Source organism: Bradyrhizobium sp. USDA 4341 (genome assembly GCF_054063755.1).
In genome coordinates, this window is the sequence record NZ_JBSSGO010000002.1 from 345,344 (window position 1) to 371,434 (window position 26,091).

General features: G+C 64.5%; 22 protein-coding genes and 1 pseudogene. 18 read left to right on the plus strand and 5 right to left on the minus strand.

Going from position 1 to position 26,091, the window contains the following annotated elements:
- Positions 1–2: 2 nt before the first annotated feature.
- The gene (locus ACVIGB_RS07360; RefSeq protein WP_456723212.1) at positions 3–3,131 is read left to right on the plus strand and encodes an efflux RND transporter permease subunit; all 3,129 of its coding nucleotides are present in this window, start codon (positions 3–5) and stop codon (positions 3,129–3,131) included.
- A 63-nt stretch (positions 3,132–3,194) separates the two neighbouring features.
- On the opposite strand, the gene erpA is transcribed toward ACVIGB_RS07360, so the two are convergent.
- Positions 3,195–3,524 carry an iron-sulfur cluster insertion protein ErpA gene (gene erpA / locus ACVIGB_RS07365; RefSeq protein ID WP_021081206.1) on the minus strand — a complete coding sequence of 110 codons (330 nt, stop codon included), beginning with the start codon at positions 3,522–3,524 and terminating at the stop codon, positions 3,195–3,197.
- A gap of 137 nt (positions 3,525–3,661) precedes the next feature.
- Between erpA and ACVIGB_RS07370 the strand changes: the two genes are divergently transcribed.
- The 12 genes from ACVIGB_RS07370 (at position 3,662) to surE (ending at position 16,267) form a co-directional block, all read left to right on the plus strand.
- The gene (locus ACVIGB_RS07370; RefSeq protein WP_456723211.1) at positions 3,662–4,870 is read left to right on the plus strand and encodes a deoxyguanosinetriphosphate triphosphohydrolase; all 1,209 of its coding nucleotides are present in this window, start codon (positions 3,662–3,664) and stop codon (positions 4,868–4,870) included.
- Between the two features lie 9 nt (positions 4,871–4,879).
- Positions 4,880–6,676, plus strand: coding sequence for an arginine--tRNA ligase (argS, locus tag ACVIGB_RS07375; RefSeq protein WP_456723210.1), 1,797 nt, complete (start codon positions 4,880–4,882; stop codon positions 6,674–6,676).
- Positions 6,677–6,794: 118 nt separating this feature from the next.
- Positions 6,795–8,261 carry an SPOR domain-containing protein gene (locus tag ACVIGB_RS07380; RefSeq protein ID WP_456723209.1) on the plus strand — a complete coding sequence of 489 codons (1,467 nt, stop codon included), beginning with the start codon at positions 6,795–6,797 and terminating at the stop codon, positions 8,259–8,261.
- Between the two features lie 46 nt (positions 8,262–8,307).
- Positions 8,308–9,330 carry a beta-N-acetylhexosaminidase gene (nagZ, locus tag ACVIGB_RS07385; RefSeq protein WP_456723208.1) on the plus strand — a complete coding sequence of 341 codons (1,023 nt, stop codon included), beginning with the start codon at positions 8,308–8,310 and terminating at the stop codon, positions 9,328–9,330.
- Entirely contained in the window at positions 9,327–10,148 is an 822-nt protein-coding gene (locus tag ACVIGB_RS07390) for a segregation and condensation protein A (protein ID WP_092113984.1), read from the plus strand. Before nagZ ends, ACVIGB_RS07390 begins: the two co-directional genes overlap by 4 nt.
- A 76-nt stretch (positions 10,149–10,224) precedes the next feature.
- On the plus strand, positions 10,225–11,109 hold the full coding sequence (gene scpB / locus ACVIGB_RS07395; protein WP_456749123.1) for an SMC-Scp complex subunit ScpB: 885 nt from the start codon (positions 10,225–10,227) through the stop codon (positions 11,107–11,109).
- 147 nt (positions 11,110–11,256) lie between these two features.
- The gene (locus ACVIGB_RS07400; protein ID WP_456723206.1) at positions 11,257–11,490 is read left to right on the plus strand and encodes a twin-arginine translocase TatA/TatE family subunit; all 234 of its coding nucleotides are present in this window, start codon (positions 11,257–11,259) and stop codon (positions 11,488–11,490) included.
- A 160-nt stretch (positions 11,491–11,650) separates the two neighbouring features.
- Positions 11,651–12,175, plus strand: a complete 525-nt coding sequence (gene tatB / locus ACVIGB_RS07405; RefSeq protein WP_456723205.1) for a Sec-independent protein translocase protein TatB — start codon at positions 11,651–11,653, stop codon at positions 12,173–12,175.
- Entirely contained in the window at positions 12,172–12,966 is a 795-nt protein-coding gene (tatC, locus tag ACVIGB_RS07410; protein ID WP_092113989.1) for a twin-arginine translocase subunit TatC, read from the plus strand. Before tatB ends, tatC begins: the two co-directional genes overlap by 4 nt.
- Positions 12,967–13,166: 200 nt before the next feature.
- Positions 13,167–14,498 (plus strand): serine--tRNA ligase, encoded by a 1,332-nt coding sequence (gene serS, locus ACVIGB_RS07415; protein WP_456723204.1) that lies wholly within the window; start codon positions 13,167–13,169, stop codon positions 14,496–14,498.
- 100 nt (positions 14,499–14,598) lie between these two features.
- Entirely contained in the window at positions 14,599–15,420 is an 822-nt protein-coding gene (locus ACVIGB_RS07420; RefSeq protein WP_456723203.1) for a hypothetical protein, read from the plus strand.
- Between the two features lie 79 nt (positions 15,421–15,499).
- Positions 15,500–16,267, plus strand: a complete 768-nt coding sequence (gene surE / locus ACVIGB_RS07425; protein WP_092113995.1) for a 5'/3'-nucleotidase SurE — start codon at positions 15,500–15,502, stop codon at positions 16,265–16,267.
- Between the two features lie 116 nt (positions 16,268–16,383).
- Here the strand turns inward: surE and ACVIGB_RS07430 are convergent, their stop codons facing one another.
- Positions 16,384–16,761, minus strand: coding sequence for a response regulator (locus tag ACVIGB_RS07430; protein ID WP_083991871.1), 378 nt, complete (start codon positions 16,759–16,761; stop codon positions 16,384–16,386).
- A gap of 374 nt (positions 16,762–17,135) precedes the next feature.
- On the opposite strand from ACVIGB_RS07430, the gene ACVIGB_RS07435 reads away from it, so the two are divergent.
- Both ACVIGB_RS07435 and ACVIGB_RS07440 read left to right on the plus strand, forming a co-directional pair.
- Positions 17,136–17,792, plus strand: coding sequence for a protein-L-isoaspartate(D-aspartate) O-methyltransferase (locus tag ACVIGB_RS07435; protein ID WP_456723202.1), 657 nt, complete (start codon positions 17,136–17,138; stop codon positions 17,790–17,792).
- A 110-nt stretch (positions 17,793–17,902) separates the two neighbouring features.
- Positions 17,903–19,279 (plus strand): peptidoglycan DD-metalloendopeptidase family protein, encoded by a 1,377-nt coding sequence (locus ACVIGB_RS07440; RefSeq protein ID WP_456723201.1) that lies wholly within the window; start codon positions 17,903–17,905, stop codon positions 19,277–19,279.
- 74 nt (positions 19,280–19,353) lie between these two features.
- Here ACVIGB_RS07440 and ACVIGB_RS07445 read toward each other — a convergent pair whose 3' ends face one another.
- From ACVIGB_RS07445 to ACVIGB_RS07455, 3 genes are all read right to left on the minus strand, one after another.
- The gene (locus tag ACVIGB_RS07445) at positions 19,354–20,982 is read right to left on the minus strand and encodes a porin (RefSeq protein WP_092114000.1); all 1,629 of its coding nucleotides are present in this window, start codon (positions 20,980–20,982) and stop codon (positions 19,354–19,356) included.
- A 356-nt stretch (positions 20,983–21,338) separates the two neighbouring features.
- The gene (locus ACVIGB_RS07450) at positions 21,339–21,818 is read right to left on the minus strand and encodes a hypothetical protein (protein ID WP_456723200.1); all 480 of its coding nucleotides are present in this window, start codon (positions 21,816–21,818) and stop codon (positions 21,339–21,341) included.
- 66 nt (positions 21,819–21,884) lie between these two features.
- Positions 21,885–22,868 carry an ATP-binding protein gene (locus tag ACVIGB_RS07455; protein ID WP_456723199.1) on the minus strand — a complete coding sequence of 328 codons (984 nt, stop codon included), beginning with the start codon at positions 22,866–22,868 and terminating at the stop codon, positions 21,885–21,887.
- A gap of 190 nt (positions 22,869–23,058) precedes the next feature.
- On the opposite strand from ACVIGB_RS07455, the gene yajC reads away from it, so the two are divergent.
- The 3 genes and pseudogenes from yajC (at position 23,059) to secF (ending at position 26,091) form a co-directional block, all read left to right on the plus strand.
- Entirely contained in the window at positions 23,059–23,415 is a 357-nt protein-coding gene (yajC, locus tag ACVIGB_RS07460; protein ID WP_212319607.1) for a preprotein translocase subunit YajC, read from the plus strand.
- 40 nt (positions 23,416–23,455) lie between these two features.
- A complete protein-coding gene (gene secD, locus ACVIGB_RS07465; RefSeq protein WP_456723198.1) occupies positions 23,456–25,051 on the plus strand; it encodes a protein translocase subunit SecD in 1,596 nt (531 codons plus the stop codon).
- Positions 25,052–25,061: 10 nt separating this feature from the next.
- Positions 25,062–26,091: pseudogene (secF, locus tag ACVIGB_RS07470) on the plus strand (protein translocase subunit SecF).

Consider the following 26,091-nt stretch of genomic DNA (forward strand, 5'->3'; position numbering starts at 1 on the left):
CGATGACGCTCTCCGAGCTCTGCATCCGCCGCCCGGTCATGACGACGCTGATCACGGCGTCGATCATCGCATTCGGCGTGTTCGGCTTCCGCCTGCTGCCGGTCTCGGCGCTGCCCAAGGTGGACTTCCCGACCATCGCGGTCACGGCCACGTTGCCGGGCGCCAGCGCGGACACCATGGCCGCCTCGGTTGCCGGCATCATCGAGCGCCAGCTCTCGACTATTGCCGGCATCTCCTCGATGAACTCGAACTCCTCGCAGGGTACGAGCGTCATCACCATCCAGTTCGACCTCAACCGCAACATCGATGCCGCCGCGCTCGACGTGCAGACGGCATTGACGATCGCCCAGCGCCGGCTGCCGATCGAGATGACGATCCCGCCGAGCTTCCGGAAGGTGAACCCGGCCGATTTCCCGGTGCTGTTCGTCTCGCTGGGGTCGGCGACGCTGCCGCTGTCGGCGGTCAACGAATATGGCGACATCACGATCGGGCAGGCGCTGTCGCAGCTGCCGGGCGTCGCCCAGGTGCTGATCTACGGCGCGCAGAAATTCGCGATCCGCGTTCAGGCCGATCCGGAGGGCGCGGCCGCCCGCGGCGTCTCAATGGAGGATATCCGCGCCGCAGTGTCGCGCGCCAATTCCTCGACCCCGGTCGGCACGCTGAACGGCCCCAAGCAGGACGTCGCGCTGCAGGCTTCCGGCCAGATGGACAAGGCGGCCGACTACCGCCAGATCTACGTCGCCTGGCGCAACGGCTCGCCGGTCCGGCTCGACGAAATCGCCAAGGTCTACGACAGCGTCGAGAACGACAAGATCGCGACCTGGATGAACGACGAGCGGGCGATCGTGCTCGCAATCCAGAAGCAGCCCGACGCCAACACCGTGGCCGTCGTCGATGCCGTGCTGGCGAAATTGCCGTCGCTGCGCGCCGCGATCCCGCCCTCGGTGACCATGCAGGTCATGATGGACCGTTCGGTCTCGATCCGGCAGGCGGTCAGCGACGTCGAGGAGACCCTGCTGATCGCGATCGCGCTGGTGATCCTCGTGATCTTCCTGTTCCTGCGCTCGGCGTCGGCGACCTTCATTCCGGCGCTGGCGGTGCCGATCTCGCTGTTCGGAACTTGTGCGGCGATGTACGCGCTGGATTACTCGATCAACAACATGACGCTGCTGGCGCTGACGCTTTCGGTCGGCTTCGTGGTCGACGACGCCATCGTGATGCTGGAGAACATCGTCCGCCATATCGAGCACGGCATGAAGCCGTTCGAGGCGGCGCTAAAGGGCGCCCGCGAGATCGGCTTTACCATCATCTCGATCACCTTCTCGCTGATCGCGGTGTTCATCCCGGTGCTGCTGATGGGCGGCATCGTCGGCCGCGTGTTCCGCGAATTCGCGGTCACGATCTCGGTCGCGATCATCGTGTCCGGCTTCGTGTCGCTGACCCTGACGCCGATGCTGTGCGCCCGCGTGCTGCGCGCCCATGACGCGACCAAGCGTCCGAACATCGTGTTGCGCGCGTTCGAGGCGATGTTCGAGGCCTGGCTGCGCGCCTATGAATGGGCGCTGGACTGGGTGCTGGCCAAGAAAGCCCTGATGCTGGTCGTGACGCTCGCGACGCTCGGCGGCACCATCTACCTCTACATGATCGTGCCGAAGGGCTTCTTCCCGCAGGAGGACACCGGCTTCCTGATCGGCGTGACGGAAGCTGCGACCGATACCTCGTTCGAGGCGATGAAGGTGCGCCAGCAGGCGCTGGTCGAGGTGATGCGGACCGATCCGGCGATCGATTACATCAATTCCACGGTCGGCTCCGGCGGTCCCAATCCGACCACCAATTACGGCCGCTTGTTCATCGCGCTGAAGCCGCAGAAGACGCGCGACAACGCCACCGTGGTGATCGGACGGCTGCGCCAGAAGGCGCGCGAGATCCCGGGCATGCAGGCGTTCTTCCAGAGCGTCCAGAACCTCAACATCGGCGGGCGCATCTCCAAGAGCCAGTACCAATATGTGATGCAGAGCGGCGATACCGAGGCGCTGTACCGGCTGGCGCCGGAGATGCGCGACAAGATCGAGAAGATTCCGGGCCTGCTCGACGTCACCACCGATCTCTACATCAAGAACCCGCAGATGACGGTCGACATCGACCGCGAGAAGGCGGCGGTCTACGGCATCACCGTCGACCAGGTCCGCAACCAGCTCTACAATGCTTATGGTTCGCGGCAGGTCGGCACCATCTACATGCCGTCGAACGACTACCAGATCATCCTGGAGGTGCAGCCGCAGTTCCGCGTCGATCCGTCCGATCTCTCGAAGCTCTACATGAAGACCGCGAACGGCCAGACCATCCCGCTGGATGCGGTGGCGCGGCTGGTGCCGACGGTCGGGCCGCTGCAGATCAACCACCAGGGTCAGCAGCCGGCGGTGACGATCTCGTTCAATCTCGCGCCGGGCAATTCGCTCGGCTACGCGGTCGACAAGATCACCGAGCTCGAGCAGAACGCGAACTTGCCGCCGACGATTGCGACCGGGTTCTCCGGCACCGCGCAGGTGTTCCAGGATTCGCTGCGCGGGCAGGGTGTGCTGATCCTCGCCGCCGTGTTCGCGGCCTTCGTGATCCTCGGCATTCTCTATGAGAGCTTTATCCATCCGATCACGATCATCTCGGGCCTGCCGTCGGCCGGAATCGGCGCGATCCTGACGCTGATGCTGTTCGGGATGGAGCTGTCGGTGATTGCGATGATCGGCATCGTGATGCTGGTCGGCATCGTCAAGAAGAACGCGATCATGATGGTCGACTTCGCGCTCGAGCGCCGCCGCGTCGGCCTCAGCGCCGAGCACGCGATCCGCGAGGCGGCACTGCTGCGTTTCCGCCCGATCATGATGACGACGTTCGCGGCGATCTTCGGCACGCTGCCGATCGCGGTCGGCGCCGGCGCCGGCGCCGAACTGCGTCAGCCGCTCGGCGTCGCGGTGGTCGGCGGCCTCTGCGTGTCGCAGCTACTGACGCTGTTCATCACGCCCGTGATCTACATCTACCTTGACCGCATCGACCGCAGGCTGCGCCGCAAGCTCGATCCGCAGGTGGAGACGGGCGACGACGTCGAGCGCCCGCAGGTGGTCGCGGCCGAATAACGTAGCGTTTCCGGCGAACCGGTCACCGGTTCGCGTGGAGCAGCCGCGTCGGGCAAGGAAGCGTTAGATCGAGAAGCTGGTGCCGCAGCCGCAGGACGCGGTGGCGTTCGGATTGACGACGCGGAACGAGGCGCCGATCAGGTCATCGACGAAGTCGACTTCCGAACCCGCGAGGAACGGGACCGAGGCGGGGTCGATCAGCACCACGGCGCTGTCGCGCTCGATCACGAGGTCGTCATCGGCTTGGGTGCGCTCAACGTCGAACTTGTACTGGAAACCGGAGCAGCCGCCGCCCTCGACCGAAATGCGCAGCTTGGCGCCGTCGCCTTCCTTGCTGAGGATCTGTCCGATCCGGCGGGCGGCCCGTTCGCTGACGGTGATGGCAGCAGTCATATCGGTCTCCGAAACCCTATTTGAGCATGGTTTGATCGGATCATGCTCGGCGTCATGCCCAATTCATTTGGTCGGCCGCGTCAGTCATAGTTAAGTGCGTCGGACCATGGAATCAAATGGATAAGGACTAAAATATCGTGTCGGTCGGAATGGCTGCCCCCCGTGCGCCTTATGCCTGCGATCCCGACCGCAGCCGCGGCCGGCTTGTCGTGGAGCCGCCGAGCCGGACCCGCAGCCCGTTCCGGCGCGACTGCGACCGGGTGATCCATTCGACCGCGTTCCGCCGCCTCAAGCACAAGACCCAGGTCTTCGTCTTCCATGAGGGCGATCATTACCGCACCAGGCTGACCCATTCGCTGGAGGTCGCCCAGATCGCCCGCGCGCTGGCGCGTCAGCTTGGGGTTGACGAGGATCTGACCGAGACGCTGGCGCTGGCGCACGATCTCGGCCATCCGCCGTTCGGCCATGCCGGGGAGCGGGCGCTCGACGAATGCCTCAAGGATGATGGCGGCTTCGACCACAATGCGCAGGCGTTGCGGGTCGTCACCTCGCTGGAGCATCGCTATCCCGAGTTCGGCGGGCTGAACCTGACCTGGGAATCGCTCGAGGGTATAGTCAAGCACAACGGGCCGCTGACCGAACGCAGCGGCGCACCTAGCGGCCGCTATCTCGACAGCGGCATCCCGATCGGGATCGCCGACTACAACCAGACCTACGATCTCGAGCTCTGGAGCTATGCCTCGCTCGAGGCGCAGATCGCGGCCTTCGCCGACGACATCGCCTATGATGCTCACGATATCGACGACGGTCTGCGCGCCGGCCTGTTTGCGGTCGACGACCTCAAGGAGATGCCGCTGACATCAGAGATCATCGCCGAGATCGACCGCCATTACCCCGGGCTCGACGAGGTCCGGCGCGGCGCCGAACTGGTGCGTGAGCTGATCTCACATTTCATCAGCGCTGTCTTCAACGAGGCGACCCGGCGCCTCGCGGTCGCACGGCCGCAATCGGCCCAGGACGTGCGCCACCACAACGCGCCGCTGATCGCGTTTCCGCCCGAAGTGGCCGAGCAGGAGGCGGCGATCAAGGCGTTCCTGTTCCGGCGGATGTATCGCCACCCGCGGGTGATGCTGGTCATGCGGGAGGCGGAGCAGGTGGTCCGCAATCTCTATGAGCGCTACCGGCAATCGCCGGGCGACCTGCCGGCGGAATGGATCGAGGGGAACGTGCAGGAGACCGGCAGCGCGCGGAACAGGCGGATCGGCAATTTCATTGCCGGGATGACCGACCGTTTCGCCCTGATCGAGCATCAAAGGCTTTTTGACTCGACCCCGGATTTGCGTTAGCGCCCTGCCATGGCCGACACCCCTGCGACACCACACCTTTTTGCCGACATGCTGGCGCGCGTGCACGCGATCTGTGCCGCTGTCGCTGCCGAGGACAACTGGCCCGCGGGCATCGATCTGTCCCGCGTCGTGGTCGAGCCGCCGCGCGATGCCAGCCACGGCGACATGGCGACCAATGCCGCGATGGTGCTCGCCAAGGAGGCCAAGGCCAAGCCGCGCGAGCTCGCCGACAAGATCGCCGAGCGGTTGCGTGCCGATGCGCTGGTCGAGTCCGTCGACGTCGCCGGGCCCGGCTTCATCAACCTGACCTTGAAGCCGCAGGTCTGGGCGGACGCGCTGCGCGCCGTGCTGGCCGCCGGCTCAGCCTATGGGCGCAGCGACATCGGCAAGGCCGAGAAGGTCAATGTCGAATACGTCTCGGCGAACCCGACCGGGCCGATGCATGTCGGCCATTGCCGCGGCGCCGTGTTCGGCGATGCGCTGTGCAGCCTGCTGCAATTCGCGGGCTTCGATGTCTGCCGCGAATATTACATCAACGACGCCGGCGCCCAGGTCGACGTGCTCGCGCGCTCGGCGTTCCTGCGTTACCGTGAGGCGCTCGGTCAGGACATCGGCGCGATCCCGGAAGGGCTCTATCCCGGCGACTACCTCGTACCGGTCGGCGCGGCGCTTGCCAAGGAATACGGCGAGAAGCTGCTCGACATGACGGAAGCCGCGTGGCTGCCGATCGTGCGCGACAAGGCGATCGCCATGATGATGGAGATGATCAAGGGCGATCTCGCCGCGCTCAACATCCACCACGACGTGTTCTTCTCCGAGCGCTCGCTGATTACATCGGGCAACAACAAGGTCGCCGAGACGATCGATTTCCTGCGCGCCAAGGGTGACATCTACGAGGGCCGCCTGCCGCCGCCGAAGGGCAAGCCGGTCGAGGACTACGAGGATCGTGAGCAGTCGCTGTTCCGCGCCACTGCCTATGGTGACGATGTCGATCGTCCGCTGATCAAGTCGGACGGCTCGTACACCTATTTCGCGTCCGATATCGCCAACCACCGCAACAAGTTCGAACGTGGCTTCACCAACCTGATTGACGTGTTCGGCGCCGACCACGGTGGCTACATCAAGCGGATGCAGGCGGCGGTGAAGGCGGTGACCGCCGGCAAAGCCACGCTCGACGTCAAGATCGTGCAGCTCGTCAAGCTGCTGCGCGACGGCGAGCCGGTGAAGATGTCGAAACGCTCCGGCGAATTCGTCACGCTGCGCGAGGTGGTCGACGAGGTCGGCTCGGACGCGGTCCGGTTCATGATGCTGTTCCGCAAGAACGACGCGGTGCTCGATTTCGATCTCGCCAAGGTGATCGAGCAGTCAAAGGACAATGCCGTCTTCTACGTCCAGTACGGTCACGCCCGCGGCCATTCGATCTTCCGCAATGCGCGGGAGGAGGCGGTTCCCGATCTGCCCGAGACCGACGAGTCCCGGCTGGCCTATCTGCGGAACGCCGCGGTCGAGCGGCTGACCGATCCGGCCGAGCTCGACCTGCTTAAGCAGCTTGCGCTGTATCCGCGGATGATCGAAGCTGCCGCGGTGGCCCACGAGCCGCACCGAATCGCTTTTTATCTATATGATTTGGCCAGTGAATTTCATGCGCTGTGGACCAAGGGGCGCGATTTGCCCTATTTACGCTTCATTATCAATAATGATGCAGAGATCACGAGGGCGCGACTGGCAATGGTTCAGGGCGTCGTCTCGGTTCTGGCATCGGGCTTAGCTGTTCTAGGCGTCCACGCTCCAACCGAGATGCGGTAGGCAGGGGCATTAGGCCCTCACGAGTGGGGATTTGTGAGGGCATCTGGCAGGGGCCAACTCGTTCGGACCGGCTGTGCCGGCGATCTTGGCGCTGTCCCGAAGGGGATGCATCATCACGATGGCTGATCGATATCAGGACCGACATTTTTCCACCGACGCGGCACCCAAGGCCGAAAGCGATCCGCTCGCCGAACTGGCCCGGCTGATCGGTCAGACGGATCCATTCGGCGCCGCGAACAAGCCGGCGCCGCGTCCGCTGCAGTCGCGCGCCAATGTGCGGCCGCAACAATATGATCCGCAGGCCGAGGACGAGGATGCGACGCCCGCGGGCCCGCCGCCCTGGATGCAGCGCGCGCGGCAGGAGACCGTCGCTCCGCCGCCCGTGCAGCACACCGAGTACGAAGAGCCCGAACAGGACTACCAGCCGAAGCCGGTGCATCCGTTGCACCGCTATGCGGCCCAGCAGGCGCAGCCGCCTGCGCCCGAACCGGTCGCAACCTATCGGCCCGTCGAGCCGCCGCGACAGCCAGAGGCCTTTGACGACGAGCCGCCCTATCAGAGTGACGAACAGGGCCACGATCCGTCGCGCTATGACGATGCGCTGTACGGCCAGCTGGAAGCCGGCGAACAGGATCTGCAGCGCGATCCATCCTATCCGGACGATCCCTATGCGTATGAGGCCGACGAAGAAGAGCCTGAACCGCGCCGGCGGAGCAGCGGCCTGATAACGATCGCTGCGGTCCTGGCGCTTGGCGTGTTCGGCGTCGGTGGCGCGTACGCCTACCGGACCTATGTCGGCTCGCCCCGCAGCGGTGAGCCGCCGATCATCAAGGCCGACAACACGCCGACCAAGGTGATCCCGGCCCAGGCCGATGCGCCGGCCAAGACGCCGGATCGCATGGCAGCGGGTGACGGCACCGAGAAGATCGTGTCGCGCGAAGAGACCCCGGTCGACGTCAATTCGAAGACCGCCGGACCGCGCGTCGTGTTTCCGCCGCTGAATGCGAATGCGAATCCGCCGCCGGCCGCCAGCGTGCAGACGGCGCAGCCCGCGCCGGCGCCGATCAGCGCGAACGGGACGCTGCCGAACAACGAGCCGCGCAGGGTTCGCACGCTCGCCGTCAAGGGCGATTCGCCCGATGGCGCGCAGGCCGCGGCCGCCGCGCCGGCCAAACCTGCGGCCGCTGCGAAGCCCCCGGTGTCGCGCGGTAACCCGGCCGCAGCCAATGCCAGCGTGAACGCGCCAATGGCGCTGGTTCCCGGGCAGGCTGACGCTGCCACGGCCGCGCCTCCGACCCGGGTTGCATCTAACACGACCGCCTCCGTTGGCGGCGGCGGATATCTGGTCCAGGTGTCGTCGCAGAAGAACGAGGCGGACGCACAGTCGTCCTATCGGACGCTGCAGGGCAAGTATCGCAACGTGCTCGGTTCGCAGCCTTTGGTGGTGAAACGCGTCGATCTCGGTGAGAAGGGTGTCTACTACCGCGCCTTTGCCGGCCCGTTCGCGTCGTCGGAAGAGGCGAACCAAGTGTGCCGGAGCCTGATGTCGGCCGGTGGGCCGCAGTGCCTCATCCAAAGAAATTAAGGGCCGTTTCCTTGACCCGTGAGCTGCATACGGCCTAATCGGCCGAATGACGAACCGCGCATTCATCACGGGCGTATCCGGGCTGATCCTCAATGACGCTGAACGCGAATTCATTCGCGCCGAGCGGCCATGGGGCTTCATCCTGTTCAAGCGCAACATTGAGAGTCCTGCCCAAGTGGCAGCTCTTGTTGAGGAACTCAGGTCAGCCGCCAGCATGGCCGATGCTCCGGTCCTGATCGACCAGGAGGGCGGGCGGGTGCAGCGGCTCGGACCGCCGCATTGGCCGGTCTATCCGCCCGGCGCGAGCTTCAGCGCGCTCTACGACATCGACCCGAAGCTCGGCCTGACCGCGGCCCGGCTCAGCTCACGGCTGATTGCGGCCGACCTGATCGACCTCGGAATTGCCGTCGATTGCCTGCCCCTGGCTGACGTTCCGGTGGCAGGCGCAGATGCGGTGATCGGCAATCGGGCCTATGGAACCGAACCGGACAAGGTCGCGGCGATCGCGCGAGCGGTCACGGACGGGCTGGAACAGGGCGGCGTGCTGCCGGTTCTCAAGCACATTCCCGGCCATGGCCGCGCCACCGCGGACAGCCATTTCCGGCTTCCGACGGTCGATACCGCCAGAGACGAGCTGGAACGGACCGATTTTGCCGCGTTTCGCCCGTTGGCGGACCTGCCGATGGCGATGACCGCACATGTTGTGTTTAGCGCGCTGGACCCCGTCCATCCGGCGACGACTTCTGCGACAATCATCGAACAGGTGATTCGCGGCCTGATCGGGTTCCAAGGTTTGTTGATGAGTGATGACGTGTCGATGAATGCGCTGGCCGGATCAATTGCCGAGCGGACCCGCGCCATCGTCAACGCCGGTTGCGACATGGTTCTGCACTGCAACGGCAATATCGACGAAATGCGCGAGGTCGCGCGGGAGACGCCGGAACTGGCCGGCAAGGCGCTTGAGCGAGCCAAGGCGACGCTCGCCGCGCGGAAGCAGCCTGAACCGCTCGACCGGCAGGCGGCACGGGCTGAACTGGATGCGTTGTTGAATCGGGTAGGGACGGCATGACCGCTGAAATTCTATCGTTTGAGACCGGGCGGCCCGCCGACCTCGCCGAGGGCGAACCGGCGCTGGTGGTCGACGTCGAGGGCTATGAGGGCCCGCTCGACCTGCTGTTGACGCTGGCGCGGCAGCAGAAGGTCGACCTGTCGAAGATTTCGATCCTTGCGCTCGCCGACCAATATCTTTCGTTCATCGAGGCCGCGCGCAAAATCCGCCTCGAACTCGCGGCCGACTATCTGGTGATGGCGGCCTGGCTTGCCTTCCTGAAATCGCGGCTCTTGCTGCCCGAGCCGCCGAGCGCGGAGGGGCCGAGCGCCGAGGAGATGGCGACCGCGCTCGCCAACCGGCTGCGCCGTCTGGAAGCGATCCGCGAGGCGGCGAACCGGCTGATGAACCGGCCGCAGTTCCAGCGCGATATCTTTCCGCGCGGCAATCCGGAATCGATCGCCGAGATCAAGCATCCGAAGTTCACCGCGACGCTGTACGACCTGCTGTCGGCCTATGCCACGCAGCGCGCATCACGCGTGCTGACCTCGGTGCATCTGGCGAAGCGGACGGTGTGGTCGCTGGCGGAAGCGCGCGCCTCGCTGGAGCGGCTGGTCGGCCTCGCCGAGGACTGGAGCTGCCTCGACGAGTACCTGATGAACTACGTCGCCGATCCCAAGCAGAAGGCCACGGTGTTCGCATCGAGCTTCGCTGCTGCCCTCGAACTGGTTCGCGAGGGCGAGATGGAAATCAACCAGAAGCAGGCGTTCGCGCCGATCTATTTCCGAAAGCGTCAAGCGCAGGCCGCAATGGCTGCGCCGGACCTGTCGGTTGAGTAAGTGGAAGAAGGAGAGCAAGCCCATGGCAAGCTTGGCGGAAGTGCGCAGAGACGAGCCCGAGGAGGAGGTTTCTCCTATGGATCATCCGGTAGCGCGTCCTGAGGAATTGCGGCTCCTGGAAGCCCTGTTGTTCGCATCGGCCGAGCCGATCGATCAGGCAACGCTGGCAAAGCGGATGCCCGACGGCGTCGATATCAAGGTGGCGCTCGCACAGTTGCAGGCGGAATATGCGCCGCGCGGCGTCAACCTGGTTCGGGTCGCCAACAAGTGGACGTTCCGCACCGCCGGCGATCTGTCGTGGCTGATGACGCGCGAGAGCACTGAGACCCGGAAGCTGTCGCGTGCAGCGATCGAGGTGCTGTCGATCGTCGCCTATCACCAGCCGGTGACCCGTGCCGAGATCGAAGAGATTCGCGGCGTGGTCACGTCGAAGGGAACGATCGACGTGCTGCTGGAGACCGGCTGGATCCGGCCGCGCGGCCGCCGCAAGACGCCGGGCCGTCCGTTGACCTTCGGAACCACCGACGCCTTCCTGTCGCAGTTCAGTCTGGAAGCGCTCGGCGACCTGCCGGGACTCGAGGAACTGAAGGGCACCGGCCTGCTCGACTCGCGGCTGCCGACCGGCTTTTCCGTTCCCTCGCCATCGGATGATGCGACGCTGCGGGAGGACGAGGAGCCGCTCGAGCCCGGCGACACGCTGGAACTGCTGCTCGCGCCGGCCGTCGAGCCGGAAGCCGAGGAACCGAAGACCGACAGCGAAGCGGTTGCCGAGGTCGAGGCGGCCGAGGTTGGGGCGGCCGAGGTCGAAACGACAGCCGAGGCCGAAACGGACCTCGAAGCGGAAGTTGCCGCCGAGGTGGACACGGCCGAACCGGACGCGGCCGAACCTGACGCTGATGAGCCAGACGAGCGCATCGACCACGCGGGCGATGACGACGGCGCCGAGGAGAAGGGCGAATAGCCCGGAATATTCCCGGTTAAGCCTAGCAATATTACGTAGCCGCGACAGCGATTTGCCGCGGCCGAGGTCCTTGTTTTTGACACCCCGCGGGCCTAACTTCCGGCAAAGTTCAGGCCGGTCCGCCGGCCATTTCTGGAGGGTTGCAGGATGGGTTCGCTTAGCATTTGGCACTGGATCGTCGTGATCGCAGTGGTCCTGCTGCTGTTCGGACGCGGCAAGATTTCGGACCTGATGGGTGACGTCGCCCAAGGCATCAAGGCCTTCAAGAAGGGCATGCAGGACGACGACAAGGTCGCGGACAAGCCGGAGTCCACCAAGGCGCTCGATCACAATGCGGCGCCGTCGGCCGCGCGCCAGGATGTCGGCAGCAAGGCCGTCTAACGCGCCTGTACTGACGCATATTTCGACGTTTTTCTTTGCGCGAAACGGTGACGCCGTTGCTCGGAAGCGCTATGGACGCCGATTGAGAAAAGGCGCCGGCAGCCCCAGATCCTGCTAGGACCAATGGGGCCGATGGCGGCGCGCTTAGGCGGAACAATTCATGTTCGATATCGGGTGGAGTGAACTGGTCGTCATCGCGGTCGTCGCGCTGATCGCCATCGGCCCGAAAGAGCTGCCGGGCGTGCTGCGCATGGTCGGGCAATGGATGGGCAAGGCCAGGAAAATGGCCTCCGAATTCCAGGGCCAGTTCCAGGAAGCCATGCGCGAGGCCGAGATGGCCGATCTCAAGAAGAGTTTTGACGAGGTCAGGGAAGCCGCAACCGGCATCACCAGCGGCAACATCATGACCTCGCTGCACAAGGACGTCAGCGACGCCCTGCAGATCGACAAGCCGGTCGACGCGCAGGTCGCCTCTGCGATCGACGCGCCGGTGACGTCAAGCGACGCACCGGTCACTCCGACAACACCCGCACCGCCGACACCGGAAACCTTCGTCGAGGCCGAGACGCACGCTGCCGCCGGCGAGCCGCTCGCGATCACCAGCGAGGTGAAGCCCGAGCCGGCGCCTGCGCAGGACGAGACGCCGCCACAGCCTGACGTGCTCAAGGACGCGAGGGCGTCATGAGCGCCGAAGATATCGAGGCCAGCAAGGCCCCCTTGATGGATCATTTGATCGAGCTGCGCTCGCGGCTGATCAAGGCGCTGCTCGGCTTCGGCGTGGCCTTCATCATCTGCTTCTTCTTCGCCAAGCAGATATTCAACGTCCTGGTCTGGCCCTTCATCTGGGTGGCAGGGCCGGAAAATTCCAAATTCATCTATACCGCGCTGCTCGAATATTTTCTGACGCAGCTCAAGCTCGCTCTGTTCGGCGCCGGCTTCATCTCGTTTCCGATCGTCGCGACGCAGATCTACAAGTTCGTGGCGCCCGGGCTCTACAAGCATGAGCGCAACGCGTTCCTGCCTTATCTGATCGCGACGCCGGTGTTCTTCGTGCTTGGCGCGATGATGGTCTATTTCGTGGTCTTCCCGATGCTGACCCGCTTTTCGCTCGGCATGCAGCAGTCGGCGGGCACGGAGACGGCGCAGATCCAGTTGCTGCCCAAGGTCGGCGAATATCTCTCGCTGATGATGTCGCTGATCTTCGCCTTCGGCATCGCATTCCAGCTGCCGGTGATCCTGACGCTGCTCGGCCGCATCGGCATCGTCACCTCGAAGATGCTGAAGGAGAAGCGGCGCTACTTCATCGTGATCGCCTTCATCATCGCCGCCGTGCTGACGCCGCCCGATGTGCTGAGCCAGGCCTCGCTCGCGATCCCGCTGCTCTTGCTCTACGAGGGCGCCATCATCGCGGTCGGGATCGTGGAGAAGAAGGCCACTACCTCGAGCGCGCCGTCGGCGACAAATCCGGCCGAGTAGGGTGATTTCGTCACAGATCCGGGCGTCATACCCCGCGAAAGCGGGGTATCCGGTACGCCGCGACTTCTCGGCGACGCACTGACGTCTCTGGAATACTGGATCGCCCGCCTTCGCGGGCGATGACACTTGTGCTAGTTGAGGCACGCCGCAAACGTTGACATGCAACGTTATCTTGAAGCGCGACGTTAGGACTCCCCGCCATGCACGACATCAGAGCGATCCGCGACAACCCGACAGCCTTCGACGCCGGCCTGAAACGCCGCGGACTTGGGGCTCTGTCGCTGTCGCTGCTGGCGATCGACGAGAAGCGCCGTGCGGCGATCCTGGCGTCGGAGCAGGCCCAGGCGCGGCGCAATGCGGCCTCGAAGGAGATCGGCGACGCCAAGAAAGCAAAGGACGAGGCGCGCGCGGCCAAGCTGATGGCCGAGGTCGCCGAGCTCAAGACCACGATGCCGGAGCTCGAGGCTGCCGCGAAATCGTTTGACGACGAGCTGACGAAAGAGCTGTCGTCCATTCCGAACTTGCCGCTCGACGAGGTGCCGGACGGTACCGACGAGCACGGCAACGTCCAGCACCATGTGTTCGGCAAGAAACGCGACTACGGCTTTGCGCCGAAGCTGCATGATGATCTCGGCACCGCGCTCGGCTATATGGATTTCGAGGCGGCGGCGAAATTGTCCGGCGCCCGCTTCGTGGTGCTGAAGAAGGGACTGGCGCGGCTCGAGCGCGCGATCGGGCAATTCATGCTCGATTTGCACACCGGCGAGCACGGCTATGCCGAGATCAATCCGCCGCTGCTGGTGCGCGACGCCGTGATGTTCGGCACCGGCCAGTTGCCGAAATTCGAGGACGATCAGTTCTGGGCGATCAAGGGCGAATTGCTCGCGGCGCCGAATGCCGATCTGCGCAGCGAGCGCCTCGGTTTGATTCCAACCGCGGAAGTCTCGCTGACCAACCTCGCGCGCGAATCCATCCTCGACGAAAAAGAGCTGCCGATGCGGCTCACCGCGCTGACGCCGTGCTTCCGCGCCGAAGCCGGAGCTGCGGGACGCGATACGCGCGGCATGATCCGCCAGCACCAGTTCACGAAGGTCGAACTGGTGTCGATCACGACGCCGGAAGCCAGCAAGGATGAGCTCGAGCGCATGCTGTCCTGCGCCGAGCAGGTGCTGCAGAAACTCGATTTGCACTATCGCGTGATGACGCTGTGCGCCGGCGACATGGGCTTCTCCGCGCAGAAGACCTACGACATCGAGGTGTGGATGCCGGGGCAGGGCGATGGCGGTGCCTATCGCGAGATTTCGAGCTGCTCGGTGTGCGGGGATTTCCAGGCGCGCCGCATGGACGCGCGCTATCGCGGCCCCGACGGCAAGCCGCGCTTCGTGCATACGCTGAATGGCTCCGGCACGGCAGTCGGGCGCGCCTTGATCGCTGTGATGGAGACCTACCAGCAGCAGGACGGCTCGATCGCGGTGCCCGATGTGCTGCAGCCCTATATGGGCGGTCTCAAAGTCATCGAGCACGGCATGTAGGGCGAGGGCCAGTGCGATGCCGCTCCACCGTGACATCCACTGGCTTGGTCGACAATGGGCCGTTACCGGCCACGGTCTGCAGCTGATCAATCAGAAGCAGATGGGCTACTACGACATCGAGGCGGCGCGTTTGTGGGAAGCGCGCGTGACCGAGGTGCAATCGAAGGCCTGGATCGACAGGCCGGACTTCGACAGGGCGCTGGAGATCGCGCGCGGCAAGTTCGGCCACTTGGCGCCGGCCGATCTGCCCGCGCCCGCCGCGTCGTCGCCGCCTCCGGTCCGGGCCACACCGTCGGCCGCGCCGCGGGCTCCGCTTGACGCGGAATCGGTGCCCTCGATCGAGGAGCTGCTGGCGAGGCTGAAATCGAAATCGGTTGCGGCCGCGCCCGTCGTAAAGCCGGCCGAAGAGCTGCCCGCGCGGCCGCCCAAGCCCGAACCGCCCAAACTCGAGACGCCCAAGCCTGATGCGCCGAAGCTTGAGCCTCGCAAGGTTGAACCCGTCCGATCCGAGCTCCCCAAATCGGAGCTTCCGAAGGCTCCGAGGCCCGAGCTTCTCCAGGCGGCTCCGGTCACTCCCGAGCCGCGCAAGCCCGAATCCCGGAGGGGTGAACCGCCCAAGGTTGAATCGCCCAAGGCCGAAGCTCCCAAACCTGAAGCTGCCAAGGTCGAACCCGCCAAAGCTGAGCCTGCGAAGACGGAGCCCCTCAAGCCCAAGGCCCTCACGTCCGAAGTGGGACAGGCTGTGCCGACTAAGAAGCTCGAAGCGCCAGTGCTGGCGCCAGCTGTTACGGTTGTCCGGCGGTCAGCCCGACCGGCCTGGCCGGTGTTCGACCGCAAGATCGCCGGCAGCGGTAGATTCGTGCATCCGTGGCGCGTCACGTCGGCGCGATGGCACGCGCCGGGTTTGCCTCCGCGGCCCTAGCCGGTTAAGACGGCAATCAACTCAAGACACCGCAACTCAAGAAACCGGCGTCGAATCGGAACAAGAGGCACTTTGACGGATGCGAATTCTCTGCACCAATGATGACGGCATCCACGCCCCCGGCCTGCAGGTCGTCGAGCAGATCGCACGCTCATTGTCCGACGACGTCTGGATCGTCGCCCCCGAGCTCGACCAGTCCGGCGTCTCGCATTCGCTGTCGCTCAACGATCCGCTGCGTCTGCGCGAAGTCAGCCCACGCCACTTCGCGGTGCGCGGCACGCCGACCGATTGCGTCATCATGGGTGCGCGACACATCCTCGGAGACAAGCTGCCCGATCTCGTGCTGAGCGGCGTCAACAAGGGCCGCAACGTCGCCGAGGACGTGGTCTATTCCGGCACCATCGCCGGCGCGCTGGAAGGCACCATCCTGGGCTTTCCGTCATTTGCGTTGTCGCAGGAGTTCTCGATCGAGACGCGCAACGCGCCGCTGTGGGAGACCGCGCTGAAATTCGGACCCGACATCATCCGCAAGGTGATCGGCGCAGGCGTTCCCCGGAACACCGTCATCAATGTCAACTTCCCGTCCTGCATGCCCGACGACGTCAAGGGCATCCGGATCACGCGGCAGGGCAAGCGCAATCAGGGTTTCCTGAAGATCGATCGCCGTCACGACGGACGCGGCAATCCGTATTTCTGGATCGGATTCGAGCGCGCGGCGATGATGGATGCGCCGGCCGAAGGCACCGATCTCGCCGCGCTTGCCGCGCGCTACGTCTCGGTGACGCCGCTGCGGCTCGACCGCACCGATGAAGCATTTTCGGAAGCGCTGACCGCGACGTTGAAGTGATGCAGGGGAATCTGTAGCCCGGATGAAGCGCAGCGAAATCCGGGGAGATCTTTAGCGCATAGAGAGCGGTCCCGGATTGCGCTTCGCTGCATCCGGGCTACGAATGCGGGTGAGATTTAAACCGGCGCGCTCCGCATCGCGCTGGAGATCACCTGCGCCAGCGTTTCCAGCTGGAAGGGCTTTTGCAGCGCCGGACGATCGCGATACTCCGGGGGCAGGCCGGACGAGCCATAACCGGTCGCGAAGATGAAGGGGCGGTTGCGGGCGTTGATCAGCTCGGCGACCGGGGTGATCACCTTGCCGTTGACGTTGACGTCCAGGATCGCGAGGTCGAATTCGGTCGATTGCGCGAGCTTGACCGCTTCGCCGATCTCGCCGGCCTCGGCCGCGACGCTATGGCCGAGCTCTTCCAGCATGTCGGCGACCATCATCCGGATCATGACCTCGTCCTCCACGAGGAAAACTGAACAGCCCGCCGGCCGTGTCGCTGTCATGATGGAATCCTTGCCCGTCCCTGAGATAGGCTCGCAAATAACACTATAAGGCGCAATGAAAACGTTAGGGAATTACTCGGTTTCCAGCACGCGACGCTGCGTCGCCGGATCGTTCTGACTGACTTGTTGCGCAGGATTCGTCCAGTCTCCGACCGGGTGCAAACCGTACAACCAGAGCCCCCGCGCGCCTGGGCGTTAACCGCGCATCGCTGTCGATTATATGGGAAGCTGCCGTGTTGGCGCCAACACGAAATCGGACTGCTGGTTCCTGACCGGGAACAAATGGTGACGGGAAATTTTTCCTTAACGCGGTATTTCGGATTTCAATGGCATCAAGCCAGGGCAAGATTCCGCGCTGCCGCCTAGAGACGCTGATGAACATGGCCGTGAAGCCCGATCCGACCGAGAAGATGATGTTTCAGCTCACCCTGCGGCGGCGAGGGGTGAGCGATCAGGCGGTATTGCGCACCATGGAGGAGGTGCCGCGCGAGGTGTTCGTCGATCCGCGCGATCGCAACGAGGCCTACCGCGATAGTGCGCTTGGGATCGCCTGCGGGCAGACCATCAGCCAGCCTTTCGTCGTCGCCTACATGACCGAACAGCTGCAGCTGCAGAAGGACCACCGCGTGCTCGAGATCGGCACCGGTTCGGGCTATCAGGCGGCCGTGCTGTCCCGGCTGTGCAAGCAGGTTCTGACCATCGAGCGCTACCGGACGCTGGCTGACGGTGCCCGCAAGCGCCTCGAAAAGCTGGGCTATTACAACATCGAGGTGCTGCTCGGCGACGGCTTCGACGTTCCGGCCGGGGCCGGCGATTTCGACCGCATCATCGTCACCGCGGCGATGGAGCAAATCCCGGAGAAGCTGCTGGAGCGGCTCGACCCGGGCGGCATCCTGATCGCCCCGGTCGGGCCGCATCAGGGTACCCAGACCCTGGTCCGCGTGGTGCGGACGCAGAGCGGCTTCGACCGCAAGGAATTGGTCGACGTTCGCTTTGTGCCGGCGCTGCCGGGAATCGCCCGCGAATTGTAAGTTTGGCGATTTGCCGCTTGGCGCCAACGCCTTATTCGCAGGGTTAAGCGGTTATTTACTCGCGAGGTGTTTACTCAAAACAGTCTTTTGTTGCGTACGAGTGAGTAACCATGTCTGGGGTTGTCGAGTTGCTTCGCTCGCGTCGCGTACCGCAGGTTGCGGTGCTGACGCTGATGTCCATGGCTTTTGCCGGTTGCAGCGCCGACATGTCGTCGCGCTTCTCGCAAAACTCCTACTCGCAAAATCCGTTTGCGTTTGATCCGCAGCCGACCGGCACCGTGCAGGCACAGCCGCCGCGCGAGCTGCCGCAATACGCGCGGCCACGAACGCAACCGCAATATTCACAGTACCAGTCACAGCCGTTGCCGCCGCCGGTTGCTGCGCCGCAGTCCTACCCGGTCGCCAACGCGGGCGTCTCCGGAGGAGGGCGCGGGCTTTCGTCCTACACGCCGCCGCCTGCGCGCCCGCAGATCGAGGCCACCGGCACCGTTCCGCAATCGGTCGCTGCTGCGCACGCCGGACACAGCGGCACCACCATCATCGTCGGCACCAGCGATACGCTCGAATTGCTGGCGCGCCGCTACAACGTCTCGACCGCCGAGATCCTGCGCGCCAATGGCTACAAGGGACCGCGCGCGCTGTCGCCCGGCCAGCAGCTGGTCATTCCGCGCCCGATGGCCGCCGCCGCAGCACCGGCGATGGCCGCGCCGGCCACCCGGCCCGTTGCCGTGGCAGCTGCGCCTGCCGGCGTCCACTACGTCAATCGCGGCGACACGCTGCACAGCATCGCGCGCCAGCACCACATTCCCGTGGCTGAGCTTGCCCGCGCCAACAATCTCGATCAGTCGGCCCGGCTGAGCCTCGGCATGAAGCTGGTGGTGCCGGGCGCCAAGACTGCGATGGCGGCCCCGGCGCCGGTTGCGCAAGGCGTTGCTGCCGCACCGGTTGCGGTTGCCCCGGCACCGGCCATGGCGGCCCCGAAGGTCGTCGCGACGGCGCTGCCGCAGCAGAGCGCGCGGCTGGTTCAGCCGACCGCGACCGTCGAACAGCCGGCGGCCGCCGCAGAAGCGCCCGTTGTCACCAAGTCGAGCGAAGCCACCGGCGCATTGCCGACGTTCCGCTGGCCGGTGCGCGGCAAGGTCATCACCGCCTACGGCTCGAAGACCAACGGCAAGGTCAATGACGGCATCAACGTCGCGGTGCCCGAAGGCACGCCGGTGAAGGCGGCCGAAGACGGCGTCGTTGCCTATTCGGGCAATGAGCTGAAGGGCTATGGCAATCTCGTGCTGGTTCGCCATTCCAACGGCTACGTCACCGCCTATGCCCACACGAGCGAAATTTTGGTGAAGCGCGGCGATACCATCAAGCGCGGCCAGGTGATCGCCAAGTCGGGCCAGTCGGGCGAGGCGGGCTCGCCGCAGCTCCACTTCGAAATTCGCAAGGGATCGTCTCCGGTCGATCCGCTCCAGTTCCTCAACGGCGCGTAGGTTGCGCGCCGGGACTTCCAAGTCTCGCAACAAAGACAACGGGGGAGGCGCAAGCCTCCCCCGTTCTGTTTGATCTAGAAGTCGAAGGTCATGCCTGTCGTCACGGCGCTCGCCTTGTTGCCGGCGACCACGTTGTTGTTGGCGTCGCGGCCGCATATGCCATACCCATGACCGCTCACGCCGAGGCAGTAATGCGCGCCGGGGCCGTTGCGCAGGTAACTGCCGACAAGATACCAGGTCGCAAACGGGCTGAAGTGGTACTTGACGCCGGCTGCATATTGATCGGCGCTGCTGTCCAGCGTGTTGAGCGCAAAGTCGGCCGATCCCGGTGCCGGAGTGACGGTGTAGTTGTTGAGCACGCCGGTGCCGGGCGAGCCGGGAGAGGCGTTGGCATGAGCCCATGACGCGCTGACGTCCCAGGCGCCGACGCTCTGGGTGGCGCTGAGGAAGTAGCCGTCGCGCGACCGCTCGTTGAAGTCGGCCACGGTGTTCTCGCGCCGCATCACCTCGTAGATGCCGTAGAGCTGCAGCTTGCCGATGCCGTCGTCGAGGCGATACCCGGCGCCGATCTTCGCGGCCCATTCGTTGGCGATGCCGACGGATCCCGGCGGAACGATCAGCACGCCGCCGTTGCTCAACGGCGTGACGGCTTCGTCGCCGGTGCGGTTGGTGCCCTCATGCATCTCGTAGGCGGCGACCGCCGTGAACGGTCCCTGATTGTAGGTCAGCGAGGCGCTGTACAGATTGCCATAGGAGCCGTCGGTGCAGCCTTCGGGCGCCGCCGTCAGCGGGAAGCCGCTGCCGCTGCCGCGCGCGGACGTGGCGGGGCAGTTGAAGTCGCCGAGCGCGAAATCGCTGTTGTCCTTTGCGGTGTTCTGCCCTGGCGAGATCATCAGCGTGGTCTGGAAGCCGTTCCAGACCGGCGATTCGTACCAGAGCGCATGGGCCGCACGCCAATCGAACTCCGCACGCAGGTCGCCGCCGGTATTGCCCATGATCGAGTTGTAGTCGCCGAGCGTCGCCGAGAACGGATCGAACTTCGAAGTGGCTTTCTTGTAGGGCGTATCCGATTTGCCAGCCTTGATCGTGCCCCACGGCGTTGCCATCCCGATGAAGCTGTCGCGCGTTCCGAGCGCGGCACGCTCGGTCGGAACCGCGGCGACCTCGACGAGAGATTCAAACTGGGCGACGGCGGCCCACCCGGCGAAGCCATACGGTGCGAGATCGTGACGCGCGTGGACGCCGAAAAAGGTGAGGTTGCTTGCCACACCGAACTTGGTGCCCTGATCGAACACGCCGGCATTGAAGACGTCGCCGGATAGATCCACGTGGCCGTAAAGGGTGACGGTGGTGTTGTCGACGAAGGCGTTGCCACCCGGCGCCTTGCTGTAGAGCGGCGCGCCTCCGATGCTGACGACGGCATGTTCGGGAGCCGGTGGCTTCGGGGATGGCGCGACGCCGGCATGCTGCACCGGGTTGCCCTTTGGCGTTGTGGTTGCCGCAGGGGGCGCGGCGCTGCGGCTTGTGATGTTGTTCACGCGATCCCGGAGCTGTGCATTCTCCTTCGCGAGCTTCGCATTGTTTCGTTCGAGCGCATCCAAACGCGCCATCACGTCGTCGAGCGTTGCTGCCTGCACCGGCTGTTGCGTGAGCGCCAGGCCGATTGCCGCGAGTGCGGTTCCGGCGAGAAGTCCCTTCTTCATCTAATCCCCCCTTTGTCAGATCTCCTCAGCGGTGTGCTGAGGGTCACAAAGTGGAGGAACGTTAATGTATACCACACACCAGATACATGGATGCGGACGAGCTAAGGCGGATAAACACCCGATGTGACTTAAATGGTACTATGATACTATTGCGCTGCATCAATTTGTCGCATCTTGGATTTTAGAATAAGATTTGACTTACATGCATGTGGTTGAATGCCTGATCAGAAATTCAATCTCAAAAGTAAGACAGTAATGCTGATATAAAATATTGCGGTGCAGAAACGGAGAGTGTTTTGGAATAATGGATGCCAGTTTCTGCCTGATTCGAAGCGAACTCGCGCCTGCCGCGAGGCCTAGACCGGTTGCCAGGGGTCTCGCTCGTCTGAGAGACGCTCGACCATGTCGCTCAGGAATTGCGGCGGTCCAAACGCGTGCCAATCCCCGTCCGATTGCAGCAGCAAGGGACGCCGCGCGTCGCGGCTGAAGGCTTCCAGCCACGCGCGCGCCTTGGCCTTCGGACGAGCGCCGATGGCAACCGCAACGTCGACCGGAATTGTGCGCCAGACAAAGCTTGCCGGAAGAAAGATGACATCGGATCTATCCGGACGCATCCAGTCGGGCAGCGGGCTTGTCGGCGTAAGCCAGCCGCAAACGAATTTCCGGCACGGATCGACCGGACGCTCGTCGTAGATCGTGCATTTGCCCGCGCTGCTGAACGGGCACGGCTGCCCCGGATAGACGTCGTGGCCACGTATCCGGATTTTCAGCCAGCCATCGCAGCAAGCGGTGCACTCGCCACATCGTCTCGCAGTCGTGCTGGGTTCGGCCGGCATGCGTCGAGTGTACCCATGCCGCACCGAATTCAGAAGGCCTGCGACTTGCCGGACGTGTGGCTCGCGCTATGCCCCGCTCAACCGCACGCCGAGCCGGCCGGCGAGTTCCTGCGTGTACTGCCAGGCGACGCGGCCGGAGCGCGATCCGCGGGTGGTCGACCATTCGAGCGCCTCGCGCTCGAGTTCGTCCTCGGCGATCTTGATGCCGAAATGGTCGCAATAGCCCTTCACCATCGCGAGGTACTCGTCCTGGCTGCAGCGGTGGAAGCCGAGCCAGAGACCGAAGCGGTCCGACAGCGACACCTTCTCCTCGACCGCTTCGCCCGGATTGATCGCGGTCGAGCGCTCGTTCTCGATCATCTCGCGCGCCAAGAGATGCCGCCGGTTCGAGGTCGCATAGAGGATGACGTTCTCGGGGCGTCCCTCGATACCGCCTTCCAGCACCGCCTTGAGCGATTTGTACGAGGCGTCGTTGCCGTCGAAGGAGAGGTCGTCGCAGAACACGATGAAGCGGAAGGAGGAGCTGCGCAGCAGCTCCATCAGGCCGGGCAGGCTCTCGATGTCCTCGCGATGGATCTCGATCAGCTTCAGCCGGTCGGCCGGCTTGCGATCGACATTGAGGCTGGCGTGCGTCGCCTTGACCAGCGACGACTTGCCCATGCCGCGGGCGCCCCACAGCAGCGCATTGTTGGCCGGCAGTCCGTTGGCGAAGCGCTCGGTATTCTCCATCAGGATATCGCGCATCCGGTCGACGCCCTTGAGCAGGCCGATCTCGACGCGGCTGACGCGCGGCACCGGGGCGAGGCGTCCGTCCGGATGCCAGACAAAGGCGTCCGCGGCACCGAACGACTCGGCCGGATCGGGGGCCGGGGAGGCGGCCGCAAGGCGGCTCGCAATGGTCTCCAGGGCGTTCGCGATCCGCTCGGCAGTGGCGCCGTCGAGCGGCATTACCGGGCGTTTTGTCGCGGCGTTTGCGGCACGCTTGGCGGCAGCTTGAGGGGCGGTTTTGCGGGCTGTTTTACTGGTAGTTTTCTTGGCTTTTTTCGGCATTTGTCCAGTTCCTGACGGCGCAGCCTTATCGGGCTGGCGGCGGTCCCGCAAGCGCCCTAAATGACGGTCCGTTAACGTTGCAATTGGGACCGCGGCCGCTATAGTCCGCGCGAATTTGTCCGGACCGCCATACCGCCCCGAACCCGAGGGCACTGCCGGTCCTTTCCCGTCTTATCCGAGGATCGTCCGAATGCTGATTACTCCTGCGTTTGCTCAGGCTGGAGCTGGCACTGATACCAACAGCATGTTGATGTCGCTGCTGCCATTCGCGCTGATCTTCGTCATCATGTACTTCCTGATTCTGCGCCCGCAGCAGCGGAAGGTGCGCGATCATGCCGATCTCGTGAAGAACATCCGCCGCGGCGACACCGTGGTGACCACCGGCGGCCTCGTCGGCAAGGTGACCAAGGTGGTCGACGACGACCAGATCGAGTTCGAGATTTCGGACGGCGTTCGCGTGCGGCAGATGCGCCAGATGATTTCGGGCGTGCGGACCAAGGGTGAGCCGGCGAAGGGCGATGCCAAGGACGAGGCGTCCGCGAGCTGATTGCCGCGGAGCCCTTTGCCGAATCTGACAGGTCAATTCGATGTTGTATTTCACGCGGTGGCGAGCGCTGGGGATTATCCTGACAGCGCTGGTGGTCTGCCTGTGCGCCGTGCCCAATTTCTTCCCCGAGGCGCAGGTCAAGACCTGGCCGGCCTGGGCGCAGCGGCGTCTCGTCCTCGGCCTCGATTTGCAGGGCGGCTCGTATCTGCTGCTCGAGGTCGACGCCAATTATGTGAAGAAGGAAAAGCTCGAGCAGGTTCGCGACGACACAAGGAAGGCGCTGCGTGACGCCCGGATCCTGTTCAACGGGGGAGTGCAAGTCCGCAACGATGGCGTCGAGGTCCGGATCGCGAAGGAGGCCGACGTTCCGGCGGCGTTGGCCAAGCTTCGCGAGGTCGCGCAGCCGATCAGCGGCTTGCTCGGCCCCAGCGGCCAGCGCGATGTCGACGTGACCGATGCCGGGGGCGGCCTGATCCGCCTGACCGTGTCGCAGCCCGCGATGATCGAGCGGATGCGCAAGACCATCGAGCAGTCGATCCAGATCGTCGAGCGTCGCGTCAACGAGCTCGGCACCGTCGAGCCCTTGATCCAGCGTCAGGGCACCGACCGGATCCTGGTGCAGGTGCCGGGCCTCCAGGACCCGACGCATCTGAAGGAGCTGCTCGGCAAGACCGCGAAGATGGAATTCCGCATGGTCGACACCACGGCGTCGCCCGATCAGGCCACGGTGCCGGCGGACTCGGAGCGGCTCGTGAGCGCATCGCCGCCACCGGTTCCGTACATCGTGAAGAAGCAGGTGCTGGTTTCCGGAAGTGAACTCTCCGATGCCCAGCCCGGCTTTGACCAGCGTACCGGCGAGGCGATCGTCAGCTTCAAGTTCAATACCTCGGGCGCGCGCAAATTCGCTCAGGCGACCGCCGATAATGTCGGCCAGCCGTTTGCGATCGTGCTCGACAACAAGGTGATCTCGGCACCCGTGATTCGCGAGCCGATCACCGGCGGACAGGGCCAGATCTCGGGCAGCTTCACGGTGCAGTCGGCCAACGATCTGGCGATCCTGATGCGCGCCGGCGCGCTGCCGGCGCCGCTGACGGTGGTCGAGGAGCGCACCGTCGGTCCCGGCCTCGGCCAGGACTCGATCGAGAAGGGCGAGCTTGCGGCCTATGTCGGCTCGATCCTGGTCATCGTGTTCATGCTGATCACCTACCGGCTGTTCGGGGTGTTCGCCAACATCGCGGTGGCCATCAACGTCGCCATGATCTTCGGGCTGCTGTCGCTGCTCAACGCCACGCTGACCTTGCCCGGCATCGCCGGCATCGTGCTGACGGTCGGCATCGCGGTCGACTCCAACGTGCTGATCTACGAGCGCATCCGCGAGGAATTGCGCGGCGGCCGCAACGCGATCTCGGCGATCGACGCCGGCTTCAAGCGGGCGCTTGCGACCATCCTCGACTCCAACATCACCACCTTCATCGCTGCCGCCGTGCTGTTCTACATCGGCACCGGACCGGTGCGCGGCTTTGCCGTGACGCTCGGCATCGGCATCATCACCACGGTGTTCACCGCCTTTACCTTGACGCGCCTTATCGTCGCGGCATGGGTGCGGTGGAAGCGGCCGCAAACCGTGCCGATCTGAGAGGCCTATTGTGACTCATACCGTTCTCATTGGCCTTGGCATCTTGATCGCCGTGCTGACCGTGGTCGCGGCGCTCGGGCTGATGCCGGCGCTGCGCATCGTGCCCCGACGACACGCATTTCGACTTCACGCGCTTTCGCCGCATCAGCTTCCCGATCTCGGCGCTGCTCTCGATCCTTGCCATCACGCTGTTCTTCACCCACGGCCTGAATTTCGGCATCGACTTCAAGGGCGGTACACTGCTGGAGGTACGGGCCAAGTCCGGCACCGCCGACATTGCCGCGATGCGCACGACCTTGAACGGTCTTGGTCTCGGCGAGGTGCAGTTGCAGCAGTTCGGAGGTCCGGCCGAAGTCCTGATCCGCGTCGCCGAGCAACCCGGCGGCGATCAGGCGCAACAGGACGCGGTGACGAAGGTTCGCGGCGCGCTCGGCGATTCCGTCGACTACCGCCGCGTCGAAGTGGTGGGACCGCGCGTCTCCGGCGAATTGCTCGCCTACGGCATGCTCGGCCTGATGCTCGCGATCGTCGGCATCCTGATCTATCTCTGGTTCCGGTTCGAGTGGCAGTTTGCGCTCGGCGCCATGATCGCCAACGTCCACGACATCGTGCTGACGATCGGATTCATGTCGATCACCCAGGTCGACTTCGATCTCACCAGCATCGCGGCGCTGCTGACGATTCTCGGCTACTCGCTCAACGACACCGTCGTCATCTACGACCGTATCCGCGAGATGCTGCGGCGCTACAAGAAGATGCCGATGCCGCAGCTGCTGAATGAATCGATCAACTCGACGCTGTCGCGCTCGATCATCACCCACGTCACGGTGACCCTGGCGCTGCTCGCGCTACTGCTGTTCGGTGGCCAGGCGATTCACAGCTTCACCGCCGTCATGATGTTCGGCGTGGTGCTGGTCGGCACCTATACCTCGATCTTCATCGCGGCACCGATCCTGATCTATCTCGGCGTCGGCACCACGAGGCGCGACGCCGCCGCCGATGAATCGGAGAAGAAGCCGAACGCGGCAGCCAAGAAGTAG

Excerpts from the sequence above, each read along its gene's own strand:
- ACVIGB_RS07360 (WP_456723212.1), top strand. The coding sequence starts at position 3 with ATGACGCTCTCCGAGCTCTGCATCCGCCGCCCGGTCATGACGACGCTG.
- erpA (WP_021081206.1), bottom strand. The coding sequence starts at position 3,524 with ATGACTGCTGCCATCACCGTCAGCGAACGGGCCGCCCGCCGGATCGGA.
- argS (WP_456723210.1), top strand. The coding sequence starts at position 4,880 with ATGGCCGACACCCCTGCGACACCACACCTTTTTGCCGACATGCTGGCG.
- ACVIGB_RS07380 (WP_456723209.1), top strand. The coding sequence starts at position 6,795 with ATGGCTGATCGATATCAGGACCGACATTTTTCCACCGACGCGGCACCC.
- nagZ (WP_456723208.1), top strand. The coding sequence starts at position 8,308 with ATGACGAACCGCGCATTCATCACGGGCGTATCCGGGCTGATCCTCAAT.
- ACVIGB_RS07390 (WP_092113984.1), top strand. The coding sequence starts at position 9,327 with ATGACCGCTGAAATTCTATCGTTTGAGACCGGGCGGCCCGCCGACCTC.
- scpB (WP_456749123.1), top strand. The coding sequence starts at position 10,225 with ATGGATCATCCGGTAGCGCGTCCTGAGGAATTGCGGCTCCTGGAAGCC.
- ACVIGB_RS07400 (WP_456723206.1), top strand. The coding sequence starts at position 11,257 with ATGGGTTCGCTTAGCATTTGGCACTGGATCGTCGTGATCGCAGTGGTC.
- tatB (WP_456723205.1), top strand. The coding sequence starts at position 11,651 with ATGTTCGATATCGGGTGGAGTGAACTGGTCGTCATCGCGGTCGTCGCG.
- tatC (WP_092113989.1), top strand. The coding sequence starts at position 12,172 with ATGAGCGCCGAAGATATCGAGGCCAGCAAGGCCCCCTTGATGGATCAT.
- serS (WP_456723204.1), top strand. The coding sequence starts at position 13,167 with ATGCACGACATCAGAGCGATCCGCGACAACCCGACAGCCTTCGACGCC.
- ACVIGB_RS07420 (WP_456723203.1), top strand. The coding sequence starts at position 14,599 with ATGGGCTACTACGACATCGAGGCGGCGCGTTTGTGGGAAGCGCGCGTG.
- surE (WP_092113995.1), top strand. The coding sequence starts at position 15,500 with ATGCGAATTCTCTGCACCAATGATGACGGCATCCACGCCCCCGGCCTG.
- ACVIGB_RS07430 (WP_083991871.1), bottom strand. The coding sequence starts at position 16,761 with ATGACAGCGACACGGCCGGCGGGCTGTTCAGTTTTCCTCGTGGAGGAC.
- ACVIGB_RS07435 (WP_456723202.1), top strand. The coding sequence starts at position 17,136 with ATGAACATGGCCGTGAAGCCCGATCCGACCGAGAAGATGATGTTTCAG.
- ACVIGB_RS07440 (WP_456723201.1), top strand. The coding sequence starts at position 17,903 with ATGTCTGGGGTTGTCGAGTTGCTTCGCTCGCGTCGCGTACCGCAGGTT.
- ACVIGB_RS07445 (WP_092114000.1), bottom strand. The coding sequence starts at position 20,982 with ATGAAGAAGGGACTTCTCGCCGGAACCGCACTCGCGGCAATCGGCCTG.
- ACVIGB_RS07450 (WP_456723200.1), bottom strand. The coding sequence starts at position 21,818 with ATGCCGGCCGAACCCAGCACGACTGCGAGACGATGTGGCGAGTGCACC.
- ACVIGB_RS07455 (WP_456723199.1), bottom strand. The coding sequence starts at position 22,868 with ATGCCGAAAAAAGCCAAGAAAACTACCAGTAAAACAGCCCGCAAAACC.
- yajC (WP_212319607.1), top strand. The coding sequence starts at position 23,059 with ATGCTGATTACTCCTGCGTTTGCTCAGGCTGGAGCTGGCACTGATACC.
- secD (WP_456723198.1), top strand. The coding sequence starts at position 23,456 with ATGTTGTATTTCACGCGGTGGCGAGCGCTGGGGATTATCCTGACAGCG.